The organism is Aristaeella lactis (assembly GCF_018118585.1).
Lineage (GTDB): Bacteria > Bacillota > Clostridia > Christensenellales > Aristaeellaceae > Aristaeella > Aristaeella lactis.
The window spans coordinates 2,502,094-2,514,321 of sequence record NZ_CP069421.1; the positions used below are offsets into that span (position 1 = coordinate 2,502,094).

Consider the following 12,228-nt stretch of genomic DNA (forward strand, 5'->3'; position numbering starts at 1 on the left):
GCTTCTGTGCTATGAATGATCCTGAAGGAAGGAATGAATCTGTTATGAAACTCAACGCGCTGCATCCCGGCCAATCCGCTGTCATCAGGGCCGTCGGCGGCGAAGGCGCCCTCCGGCAGCATTTCCTGGATATGGGCGTCATTCCCGGAACGGAAGTTACCGTTATCAAACTGGCTCCCATGGGAGACCCCATGGAGCTCCGGATCCACGGATATGAGCTGACCCTCCGCCTGGCGGACGCGGAAAAGATTGATATCGAACCGGCGGACCGGAAAAACGAAGCTGAGGATAAGAAAAATCTGCGTTCTCCGGAGCATCCCGGTCTGGGTGAGGAAGGCCGCTTTCACCCCAAGGGCAGCGGAGATCCCCTGCCGGATGGCACAAAGCTGACCTTTGCCCTGGTGGGAAACCAGAACAGCGGCAAAACCACCCTGTTCAACCAGCTGACCGGTTCCAACCAGCATGTGGGCAATTTCCCCGGCGTTACCGTGGACCGGAAGGACGGCGTCATCCGCGGCCACAGCGACACGCTGGTCACCGACCTGCCGGGCATCTATTCCATGTCCCCCTATTCCAGCGAAGAGCTGGTCTCCCGGGACTTTGTGCTGCGCGGGCATCCCAAAGCGATTATCAATATTGTGGACGCCACCAACATTGAGCGCAACCTGTATCTGACGATGCAGCTGCTGGAAATGAACATCCCGATGGTCGTCGCCCTGAACATGATGGATGAACTGCGCGGCAACGGCGGCACCGTGGACGTGAACGCCATGGAAGCCATGCTGGGCGTTCCGGTCGTGCCGATCTCCGCCGCCAAGAACGAAGGTGTGGACGAGCTGATCCGCCATGCCATTCATGTAGCCAAGTATCAGGAGAAGCCCCTGGTACAGGATTTCTGCGGTCCGGAAGATCATAACGGCGCCGTTCACCGCGCTCTGCACGCTGTCGAACACCTGATTGAGGACCACGCCGTACGGGCGGAGCTGCCCGTCCGCTTCACTTCCAGCAAGCTGATTGTGGGTGACCCGCTGCTGGCTGACCAGCTGGAACTGGACGAGAATGAGCGGGAAACCCTGGACCACCTGGTGCTGCAGATGGAAAAAGAGCGGGGCATGGACCGCAGCGCGTCCATCGCCGATATGCGCTTTGCCTTTATCCGGAAAGTCTGCGACGCTTCCGTGATCAAACCCAGAGAAAGCAAGGAGAGGATCCGGAGCGAAAAGATCGACCGTGTCCTGACCGGAAAGCATACCGCCATCCCGATCTTTATCCTGATCATGGGCCTGGTCTTCTTCCTGACCTTCTTCCTGATCGGGCCTTTCTTCCAGGATCTGCTCCAGAGCGGCATTGACGCCCTGAAGAACGTAACGGAGCAGGGAATGGAAGCTGTTCACATCAACGAGACGATCCAGAGCCTGGTACTGAGCGGTATCTTTGAAGGTGTAGGCACCGTGGTCAGCTTCCTGCCGATCATCGTGATCCTGTTCTTCTTCCTGTCCCTGCTGGAAGACAGCGGTTATATTGCCCGGGTAGCCTTTGTCATGGATAAACTGCTGCGGCGCATCGGTCTGTCCGGCCGGAGCATCGTTCCGATGCTGATCGGTTTCGGCTGCACGGTGCCGGCGGTGATGTCCACCCGCACCCTGCCCAGCGAACGGGACCGCAGGATGACCATCCTGCTGACACCCTTCATGTCCTGCACGGCCAAAATGCCGATCTACGGTTTCTTTGTCACCGCCTTCTTCCCGCAGTACAGCTGGCTGATCATTACAGGCCTGTACCTGCTGGGCATCCTCACCGGAATTGCCGTCGCCTTCCTGTTCAAGAACACCCTGTTCAAAGGAGAAGCCGTTCCCTTTGTGATGGAGCTGCCGAATTACCGGTTCCCCAGCCCCCGGAATGTGGCCCAGCTGCTGTGGGAAAAGTCCAAGGATTTCCTGCACCGTGCCTTCTCCGTTATCCTGATCGCCACCATCGTCGTCTGGTTCCTGTCCAGCTTTGATTTCCGGCTGAACCTGGTGGCCGATTCCCATGACAGTATTCTCGCCGCTGTTGCCGGACTGCTGGCTCCTCTCATGAAGCCTGTCGGTCTGGGAGACTGGCGTATCGTCACCTCGCTGATCAGCGGCTTCATGGCCAAGGAAAGCGTTGTCTCCGTTATGGAAACCCTCTTCGGCGGCGGCCTCGCTGCCCTCGGTTCTCTGACCGCTGCTTCCATGCTTGCCTTCAGCCTGCTGTATACCCCCTGTGTCGCCGCCATCGCCGCCATCCGCCGGGAGCTGGGACGGAAGTGGGCCCTGGGTGTGGTGCTCTGGCAGTGCGCCATCGCCTGGGTTGCCGCGCTGATCATCCGGCTGATCGGTCTGCTGTTCTGAGGAGGAAGGTTTATGAATCTCTGGGATATCCTGATCCTGCTGGTAATCGCCGGCATCGCGGTTTTCGCCTTCTTCATGAAACAGAAAAGGAAAGCCGCGGGAAAAAGCAGCTGCTGCGGATGCAGCTGCGAAAGCTGCGGCCTCTGCGGGGATCAAAGCAGAAAACCGCAATGAGCCTTCCTGTATATCCTCCCCCGTTCGCCCGAACGGGGGATTTCCTTTTCACAGCCGGATCCATATGGTATACTCCTGATATCACGAACCGTTTCAGAAGAATACAACCGTAACGGAAAGGATGAACCTGATGCGTTTAGGCGGAACCGTATGCTGCAACAATCCCGCGGAATGGGAGGAGAAACTGGTACAGTCCGGTTTTCGGGCCATTACTGCACCTTTTACCTGTGAAACTCCCCGGGAGGAAATCCAGCGGCTCCTGCGGATCACGGAAAAACATGATGTGGCCATCGCGGAAGTGGGCGTTTGGAAAAATGTGTTTGATCCCGCCGAAGGCCGCACGAACCTGGAATATGCCGTCCGCCAGCTGAAACTGGCCGATGAATTGTCCATTCCCTGCTGCGTCAACATTGCCGGTACGGAAAGCACCGCCGGCTGGGACGCGGCGGACCGCGGCAATTTCACGCAGGCCATGTACGACCGGCTGGTCTCCTCCCTCCGGGAGATCATCGACCGTGCCAGTCCGAAAAAGGCCTTCTACTGCCTGGAACCCATGCCCTGGATGCTCCCGGACAGCCCGGAAACCTGCCTTCAGCTGATGAAGGATGTGGACCGGAAACAGTTTGCCGTCCACATGGATTTTGTGAATATAATCAACTGCCCGAGACGGTTCCTGGACGCGGAGAGGTTCATAGAGGAGTGTTTCCGCCTGCTGGGACCGTATATCAAAAGCACCCACCTGAAGGATTCCCGGATGGATCTGATGCGGCTGACTACTGTCCTGGAAGAGTGTTCCCCCGGAGAAGGATCCCTGGACTTTGTACAGATCCTGAAAGCCATCGACCGGTATCTTCCCGCGGATGCTCCGGTGCTGCTGGAGCACATGACCACCTTTGAGGAATACCGCCGCGCCTATGACTATGTGGCGGGAAAAGCCGCCGAAGCAGGCGTCGGTATCTGATCCGTACACATATAAAACACCTTCCCGGCACACCGGGAAGGTGTTTTGTATGCTGTTTACAGGTTTTCCCCGTTGGTACGTACCATCTCCGCGAACCAGTCAAAACTGTCCTTCGGGGTGCGTTTTCCGGTAGTATAGTCCACATAGACCAGGCCGAAGCGCTCGGAATAGCCCCTGGCCCACTCAAAGTTGTCCATCAGGCTCCAGCAGAAATAGCCGCGGATATCCACGCCGTCCTCCACTGCCCTCCGGAGTTCCCGGATATACCGGCGGAGATAATCGATCCGGTGCGGATCGTGCACCTTTCCATCCGACATAACCCAGTCATGGGAGGACATGCCGTTCTCCGTCACGATAAAAGGCAGTTTGTACCGCTCTGTCAGGAAACGGGGCGCCCAGTACAACGCCCTGGGTGTCACAGGCCAGCCGCAGGCGGTACGGGGATGTCCCGCCGGATAAGGGGCGTCTTCCCAGCCGTTCTCATTGTCTGCTGCCCGGACTTCCCGACCTTCATAAAGATTCTGGGCATAGTAGTCCAGCTTCTGGCAGATCAGCTTCATGTCCTCCTGCCAGCCTTCAGGCAGGTACTGCCCGAAATACTCCAGCCCGTCCGCCGGATAAGTGCCCAGGACCACCGGGTCGCTGAACCACGCCACGGAAAAAGAAGGGCTGTTTTTCTCCATGGCAAAATACGCCTTGCGTGCCGCTTCCACATCCGCCGGATTATTCTCATCCTTCGGGATCGCCGAAGCTCCGCAGGGAGCATAGCCGATACGGACATCCTTCACCTTTTCCCGAAGCACCTGGCAGGCACGCCCGTGGCTCTTCAGCAGGTTATGACAGGCAATGACCTGGTCCTTCAGTTCCAGTTTCAGCCCCGGCGCAAATCCGCCGGTCATATAGCCCAGGCCGATAATGCACTGGGGTTCATTGATCGTGAAGAAATCCTTCACCCTGTCTCCAAAGCGGTCTGCCAGAACCCCGGTATATTCCGCGAACCATTCCGGAATCTGGTCGTTCACCCAGCCGCCTTTCCGTTCCAGACAGGCAGGCAGATCCCAGTGATAGATCGTCATCCAGGGACGGATACCATGCTCCAGCAGGCAGTCGATCAGTTCATTATAAAATGCAACACCTGCTTCGTTGACTTTTCCCGTTCCCTCCGGAAGGATCCTGGGCCAGGAAACAGAAAAACGGTAATTCCGGATACCGCGGTCCGCCATCAGGGCCACGTCTTCCCGGAACCGGTGATAGTGATCACAGGCGGTCCGGCCGTTGGAATGATCGCTGATCGCGCCGGGCTGTTCACAAAACTCATCCCAGATGCTCGGGGTTTTCCCATCTTCATCCCACGCGCCTTCAATCTGAAAAGAAGCAGTCGCTGTGCCCCAGATAAAATCCTTGGGAAAGCTCATTCGGGCATTCTCCTTTTTTAACCGTATTGTTGTCATTGTAACGTTTGCAGGATGCATATTCAAGTGACATTCTCACATATTTTTGCATTTTTCACGTACGTTTTCATTTTGCGCGAGCGTTTGCGTTGCGTTTCACTTTCATCCTATCATAAAAACACCCGCCGGATTATCCGGCGGGTTCATGGTTTCATTTCCGGGCATGGAGCCTGTTATGCCTTGCGTAAAAATACCCTCGCCTCATAAGGCTGGAGTTTTCCGCCCTGGTGTGTCGGGTAATTGGAGATCAGTTCCTCCCCGAGCTCCTCCTCTGCCAGCGGGCAGGTAATGGTCCGGTCCGTCCAGTTCAGCAGGACCGTCAGCCGGTCTCCGTCCAGCACACGCGCATAAGCATATACCTTCGGATCCTCTTCCAGCAGCGGAACGAATTCTCCGTACACAATGACCGGATAGCTGTGTCGGAGCGCGATCAGTTTCCGGTAATAGTGATAAACGCTGTCCGGATCATTCACTTCCCGTTCCGCGTTGATGATCGGATAGTTCCCCGTTACAGGAAGCCAGGGTGTACCGGTAGTAAAACCTGCATTTTTACCGGCGGTCCACTGCATAGGCGTCCTGGCGTTGTCACGGGCAATCCGCGCAAACCAGCGCATCATATCCTGACCGTCCACCAGGCCGCTTTCCACCCACTGGTGCCACGCGTTATGCACTTCCACATCCTCATACTGATCCAGGCGGGTGAAATAGGCATTGGTCATGCCCAGTTCCTCTCCCTGGTATACATACGGGGTGCCGCGCATCATATGGATCATGGTGGCCAGCATTTTCGCGCTGACCGCTCGGAAAAGCTCACTGTCATTGCCGTAGCGGCTGACCTGGCGTGGCTGGTCATGGTTGCCCAGGTAGACGGTGTTCCACGCCCTTCCCTGCAGTCCCGTCTGCCACCGGTTGAAAGCCGTGCGGACATCCTTCAGCGGCGCACCGTGGTCGCTCCACTTGCCCAGCTCAGTACCGTCGTTCAGGCCATCGTTATGTTCAAAGGAAAAGATCATATCCAGCTCGGAACCGTCCTCATTGGCATAGCGGATCGCGCCTTCCACGGTGCCGCCGGCCTCACCGACAGTCAGCAGGTTATACCGGTCCAGCACCTCCCGGCGCATTTCCCGGAGATAGCGGTGCGTCGTCTCCGTATGCTGGCAGGAGGGCTCAAAACTTCCATACAGTGCGCCGGGAGCTACCGGCCCGTCATCGAAGTTTTCCTTGCCGATCATACTGATCACGTCCATGCGCCATCCGTCCACGCCTTTGTCGCACCACCAGCGCATCATGTCAAATATGCCTGCCCTTACTTTGGGATTGGCCCAGTTCAGGTCCGGCTGTTCCTTTGTGAAAAGGTGCAGGTAGTATTGCCCGCTGGCTTCATCCTTTTCCCAGGCCGATCCGGAGAAACAGGATCCCCAGTTGTTGGGCGGTCCGCCGTTCTTTCCGTCCTGCCAGATATAATAATCCCGGTACGGATTATCCTTTCCTTTCCGGCTTTCAACAAACCAAGCGTGCTCGTCTGACGAGTGGTTTGCCACCAGGTCCATCACCAGTTTCATTCCCCGGGCGTGGATCCCCTCCAGCATCCGGTCGAAATCCTCCATGGTGCCGAATTCCTTCATGATAGACCGGTAGTCGGAGATATCGTACCCGTTATCGTGGTTGGGGGAGGCATATACCGGCGAAACCCAGATCACATCGATCCCCAGGTCCTTCAGGTAATCCAGATGGGCCGTGATGCCGTTCAGGTCCCCGATCCCGTCTCCGTTTGAATCCGCGAAACTCCGGGGATAGATCTGGTAAACCACGGCTTCCTTCCACCATACACGCTTTTCGTTATTCATTCCGTTCACCTCATTACATTCCCTGAAAAACGGCAGACTGAATACTCAGCCTGCCGAAGAAGACCTGAGATTATTTGATAGAACCGTCCACCATGCCCTGTACAATATACTTCTGGGCAAAGAGATACAGGATCACGATCGGGAGCATAGCCAGCAGCGTAGATGTCATGATCAGGTGCCACTGCTTGACATAAGCACCATTGAAGCCCTGCACCGCCAGGGGAATCGTCCGGATATTGCCGCTGGCGCCGAGCACCAGCAGCGGAAGCAGGTAGTCATTCCAGATCCACAGGCCGTTGAGCACCAGCACGGTCACAAACACCGGCTGGAGCAGAGGCAGCACGATCCGGAAGAAAGTCCCCGCCCTGGAGCATCCGTCGATGTCAGCCGCCTCTTCCAGTTCCAGCGGAACGCCCTTGATGAATCCGTGGAAAATGAAGATCGACATGGCCTCGCCAAAGCCCAGATAGGCAAAGATGATACCCTGATAGCTCCGGAGCATCGGAATGCCCAGGAAATCTCCCACGTTCTTGAACCAGGTCAGCAGGGGGAACATAACCACCTGGAACGGAATAACCATGGCAGCCACATAGCTCATAAAGAGCAGGTTTGACCACCGGGTCTTGTTCCGTACCAGCACCCAGGCCGCCATGGAGGAGAAGATCGAGATCACAGCCAGGGAGATCACGGTGATGATGACAGAGTCCTTCAGGGCAGAGAGGAAATTGAAATTGGGGTTATTCCAGATCTCCGCCACATTCCGTCCGAGCTGGGAAATATCCGTTGGAACGCCGACCGGGGCATTGATAATGTCCTGGTTCGTCCGCATGGAGTTGAACAGCACAATGACAAAGGGCATCATGAAGAGCACAAAGAGAATGAATGTAACAATCTCCAGTGCGATCCTGCGGCCGTTATGCGGTTTATAACCCGCCATACGCTCAACATGAGCAGCAGCCTGCTTAGCCATTATGCTTCCACCTCCTTACTCTTGTTCCAGGTGACCTGGATCACAGAGAAGATCGTCAGCACAACAAAGAAAACAACAGCCTTCGCCTGGCCCTGTGCCATGTTGTTATACTTGAAGGCCGTATTGTAGATGTTCAGGGCCAGCAGTTCGGAAGCCTGCACCGGCTTCATCATGAAGATGGAAACCGGGCCGCCGTTGGTCAGGGCCACGTTCACATCATACATCTTGAAGGAATTGGTCAGGGTCAGGAACAGGGAGATGGTAAACGCGTTTGCCATCAGCGGAATCTGGATCTTCCTCACCCGCGTCCAGTAGCGTGCGCCATCCACTTCCGCCGCTTCCATGACCGATTTGGATATGCCCTGGATAGATGCCACATAGATCAGCATGATGTATCCGGCATACTGCCAGGTATTCACCGTGACCATGGTGATCATTACCGTATCTTTGTTGGAGATCAGGGATTTGCTCAGCGTCGGCAGGCCGAGGGTTTGTCCGATGGACGGCAGGATATTGGAGAAAATAAACTGCCACACCAGGCCCAGCACGATACCGCCGATCAGGTTCGGCACGAAGAAGCCTGCCCGGTATACATTCCGTCCCCGGATCTCACTGGTCACCAGCAGGGAGATAATGAACGCAACCACATTCACCGTGATGATGTTCAACACCGTAAAGAGCAGCGTTACCAGGAAGGAATGCAGGAAACCGGGTTCCTGGAAGATCGCCTTATAGTTGGCAAAACCGACATTCTGGGACACCGCGCCGGTTCCCTGCCAGTCGGTAAAGGAATAATAGATACCGAAAATAAAGGGAATGATGATCACCATCAGAAAGGCGATCAGCGTGGGGAGCAGGAACAGAAATTCTGTCAGCTTCCGCTTTTGTCTGCTGGTCATGGAACCCCTCCCGTATTATGAATAATGCATGATCAGCTTTCCGCTGAAAAAGGGGATGGCGCCGGAAAGCATCCGGAACCATCCCCGGGGAAAGAGTCTGGATTACTTGGCAATGCCCGCGATCGCGTCCTTCATCATGATCTCGAAGGTGTCCACATCGATCGCTCCGGAAGCAAACAGTTCATAGATCTGGCCCAGGGTGCCCATACCGAAGCCATCGGGGAGCTTGTACTGCTGCCAGTCATAGGTCTTGCCGGCGGCGTTCCATTCCATGACGGACTTGGACAGGGGGGAGGAGGGAGCCAGCGTCACGTTGGTGAATGCGGGCACCATGGCGGCCTTGTTCACCATGTAGTCAGCGCCTTCTTCGGAGGTGGCCAGGAAGTTCAGGTAAGCCAGGGCTTCATCCTTGTTTCCGTTCTCGTTAATCACGTACCAGGACGGCGGATTAACCAGGATGCCGTCGGTTTCCTCATGCAGGAAAGCATGGGGCGCGTAGGCGATTTCGAAATCAGGATTCATCGCCACCAGGGACGGATCCATCCAGTTGCCCTGATGATAGAAGGCAGCCTTGCCGTTGGCGAAAGCAGCCAGCTGGCTGTCCTGGGTGCCATTCAGCAGCATGTCGGGATCGCTGTACTTGAAGATCAGCGCCACATACTGGCAGTACTGATGGAACCGTTCATCATCCACCTTGCCTTCCAGCACCTGGTCGATGTAGGTGGTGTCATTGCGCTCATTGCCCACGGTCAGGTACACGTTGAAGTTATGCAGGCCGGTTACCCAGGTCATACCGGTGGTGGTGCCGGCCACCATGGAGACGACCATATCCAGGCCCAGTTCTTCCTTCATGCTGTCCAGTTTCTCAAACGCGGCAGCATAGGCATCATAGGTGGTCAGGGTCGCGGGGTCGATCCCGGCCTTGTCCAGGATACTCTTGTTGTAGGCCAGTCCGTAGCCTTCCACAGCCACCGGGAAGCCCACGGCCTTGCCATCCACCATGTAGGCGGCAGCGGTGTACTGAGTCCACTCCGCGCCGGTCTGGTCCGCGATCTTGTCCTTCCACAGCTCATAGCTGCTGGGGCCTTCGATGACGAAGATGTCAGGTTCACGGCCGGACTGCATTTCGGCTTTCAGTACGGTGTTGTAGTCGGAAGATCCGCCGCCGGTGATAACCTTTACCGGAACACCGGTCTTCTCTTCATACAGCTTGGCAAACTCTTCCATCTGGGAGGTGATTTCCACCTTGTTCTGGACGATCACGATGTCGGCCAGCGCAGAGACGGCAGTCATCATCAGTGCCAGGGTCAGCACGATAGCAATAAGTTTCTTCATGGGATAAAATCCTCCTTCATTATTTAGCAGTCAATGACTGCCTGTTAAAACGGATCTCCGCCGTTTTAATCCGATTTATTAAAAATTGTCTTTATATTTGTATTGTATTTGTATTGTTTGTTGTATATGGTGTTTTGGAAACGTTCCCGATGACATGTTGATTCTATATGAATGATCAATTCTTGTCAATAGAATTTGACCAATTGTTCCTATACATTTTTGATATGCCCCGGGTTCCCGAAACCTGTCAGGAACACCTCCGGATCCGGGCAGCAAAAAACCCCCGAAGCAAATGCTTCGGGGGATGTGAATCACAGGATGACTGTAATCAGCCCTTGACCGCGCCTGCGGTAGCGCCGCGGATAATCGCCCTGGACAGGATAATGTACACGATGATAACCGGCAGGATCGCCAGCATGATGAACATGTAAACCTTACCCATATCAAATTTGGAATAGTCAGCGGAGCGCAGCTGGGCCACCATGATCGGGACCGTCTTCAGTTCCGCCTTGTCCAGGATCAGTGCGGGAATGAAGTAGTTGTTCCATGAAGCCACAAACGCAAAGATCATCTGGACAGCAATGGCCGGCTTCATAATCGGCAGGATGATCTGGTTGAATGTCCGGAACTCGCCGCTGCCGTCGATCCGGGCTGCTTCCACGATTTCCATGGGCAGCACGCTTTCCAGGTACTGCTTCATATAGAAGAACACAACCGGGGCGGCAATGCTGGGGACGATCAGCGGGATATAATTGTTGTTAAGGCCGTAACGGTAGCACAGCTGAACGAAACCAACCGCGGATACCTGGGGCGGGATCATCATGACTGCCATGATGAAATAGAAGGCAAACTTCTTCAGTTTGAAATCATATACATGGACACCGTAGGCTGTCAGTGCGGAGAAATACGTGGTCAGCAAAGCGCAGGCCGCCGCGATCAGGAAGCTGTTCAGCATGCCGCGGGGAATGTTGATGGACGCGTCATTCCAGGCATTCTTCAGGTTGTCAAAGAAATGCCCGCTGAACCAGAGCTGGAATCCTCCCTGCAGCTCGGCATTCGAGCGGGAGGAGTTGATGATCAGCATATAGAAGGAGAACAGGCAGAGCACAGCCAGGAAGATCAGGATGAAATAGACCACAAACCTTGCGCAGAAAAGCATCAGGCGGCCTTTGGCATTCTCTTTGTTTTGCATCTTTCTCTCCCTCCCTTAATTCTTATACGGCTTGGACAGCGTTTTGTAAACGACCAGGCTCAGAGCCGATGAAATAAGGAACAGCACCACGCTGACCGCTCCCGCCATGCCGTAATTCTTGCTGGGTCCTAGATAGCTGTTCAGGTACATCACCATCGTGAAGCTGGTCCGGTTCGGCGTGCCTTTGCCGTTGGTCAGAACCTGCGGTACATCGAACATCTGCAGGCCGCCGATCATGGCCGTGATCACCGTATAAACCAGGATCGGCGCCAGCAGCGGCAGCGTCACCCGGAAGAAGACCTGCAGCGAATTCGCGCCGTCAATATCCGCGGCTTCAAACAGGCACTGGTCGATACCCTGGATACCCGCCATCAGCAGGATGGTCGTATTGCCAAACCACATCAGGAAGTTCATCAGGGCGATCAGGATACGAACTGAAATCCGGATGCCCAGGAAATCAATCGCCGAATCCGCCCACCCGGATGACAACAGGATCTGATTGACCGGCCCCACCGGGGAAAACAGCGTAAAGAACAGCATGGAGAATGCGGCGGCCATGATCAGGTTGGGCATATAGATCACGGTTTTGAAAAACTGCTGCCCTTTAATGTTCAGGCGGTAGCTGGTAAAGAACACCGCCAGCAGCAGCGCGACCACAACCTGGGGAACGGCGCCCATCACCCAGAGGACGATCGTGTTTCCGAAGTATTTCAGGATATCAATCGATCCACTCTTGCCTACTGAAAACAGCTTCTCAAAATTGGCGAATCCGACAAAATTCGGCCCGATCTGTTTCAGCCCGCTCCGATAATTCTCAAAGAAAGCATTATAAAAAGTGGTCAGCTGCGGTACCAGGGTAAAGAGAATATATACAACAAAAAACGGGATAATAAATATATATCCCCACTTGGCATAGCTGACACCCTTATGTCTTCTCATGGCGTATGCTCCTTCTCGCGATAATCGGATTTCTGCCGGCGGCGTACGGCTTTCGTGCGCTGGCGGCAGAAATCCTTTTGGTGAC

Annotated in this window: 10 protein-coding genes; 3 read left to right on the forward strand and 7 right to left on the reverse strand. The window is 55.2% G+C overall.

Translation table 11 applies throughout. From position 1 onward, the window contains the following. Positions 1 to 44: 44 nt before the first annotated feature. The 3 genes from feoB (at position 45) to JYE50_RS11625 (ending at position 3,510) form a co-directional block, all read left to right on the forward strand. Positions 45 to 2,375 (forward strand): ferrous iron transport protein B, encoded by a 2,331-nt coding sequence (gene feoB, locus JYE50_RS11615; protein ID WP_084097399.1) that lies wholly within the window; start codon positions 45 to 47, stop codon positions 2,373 to 2,375. A 12-nt stretch (positions 2,376 to 2,387) separates the two neighbouring features. Then, entirely contained in the window at positions 2,388 to 2,549 is a 162-nt protein-coding gene (locus tag JYE50_RS11620; RefSeq protein ID WP_084097401.1) for a FeoB-associated Cys-rich membrane protein, read from the forward strand. A gap of 130 nt (positions 2,550 to 2,679) precedes the next feature. Next, positions 2,680 to 3,510 carry a sugar phosphate isomerase/epimerase family protein gene (locus tag JYE50_RS11625; RefSeq protein ID WP_179138454.1) on the forward strand — a complete coding sequence of 277 codons (831 nt, stop codon included), beginning with the start codon at positions 2,680 to 2,682 and terminating at the stop codon, positions 3,508 to 3,510. Positions 3,511 to 3,566: 56 nt separating this feature from the next. Here the strand turns inward: JYE50_RS11625 and JYE50_RS11630 are convergent, their stop codons facing one another. From JYE50_RS11630 to JYE50_RS11660, 7 genes are all read right to left on the reverse strand, one after another. Then, positions 3,567 to 4,925, reverse strand: a complete 1,359-nt coding sequence (locus JYE50_RS11630) for a GH1 family beta-glucosidase (protein WP_084097405.1) — start codon at positions 4,923 to 4,925, stop codon at positions 3,567 to 3,569. A gap of 209 nt (positions 4,926 to 5,134) precedes the next feature. Next, positions 5,135 to 6,808 carry a glycoside hydrolase family 13 protein gene (locus tag JYE50_RS11635; protein WP_084097407.1) on the reverse strand — a complete coding sequence of 558 codons (1,674 nt, stop codon included), beginning with the start codon at positions 6,806 to 6,808 and terminating at the stop codon, positions 5,135 to 5,137. A 70-nt stretch (positions 6,809 to 6,878) separates the two neighbouring features. Then, positions 6,879 to 7,778, reverse strand: coding sequence for a carbohydrate ABC transporter permease (locus tag JYE50_RS11640; protein ID WP_366212542.1), 900 nt, complete (start codon positions 7,776 to 7,778; stop codon positions 6,879 to 6,881). Beyond that, positions 7,778 to 8,677, reverse strand: a complete 900-nt coding sequence (locus JYE50_RS11645; RefSeq protein WP_084097409.1) for a carbohydrate ABC transporter permease — start codon at positions 8,675 to 8,677, stop codon at positions 7,778 to 7,780. The genes JYE50_RS11640 and JYE50_RS11645 overlap by 1 nt, the downstream gene beginning before the upstream one ends. 102 nt (positions 8,678 to 8,779) lie before the next feature. Continuing rightward, the gene (locus JYE50_RS11650; protein ID WP_084097411.1) at positions 8,780 to 10,012 is read right to left on the reverse strand and encodes an ABC transporter substrate-binding protein; all 1,233 of its coding nucleotides are present in this window, start codon (positions 10,010 to 10,012) and stop codon (positions 8,780 to 8,782) included. Positions 10,013 to 10,340: 328 nt separating this feature from the next. Then, the gene (locus JYE50_RS11655; RefSeq protein ID WP_084097413.1) at positions 10,341 to 11,204 is read right to left on the reverse strand and encodes a carbohydrate ABC transporter permease; all 864 of its coding nucleotides are present in this window, start codon (positions 11,202 to 11,204) and stop codon (positions 10,341 to 10,343) included. A 15-nt stretch (positions 11,205 to 11,219) separates the two neighbouring features. Then, on the reverse strand, positions 11,220 to 12,143 hold the full coding sequence (locus tag JYE50_RS11660; protein WP_084097415.1) for a carbohydrate ABC transporter permease: 924 nt from the start codon (positions 12,141 to 12,143) through the stop codon (positions 11,220 to 11,222). Between the last annotated feature and the right edge of the window lie 85 nt (positions 12,144 to 12,228).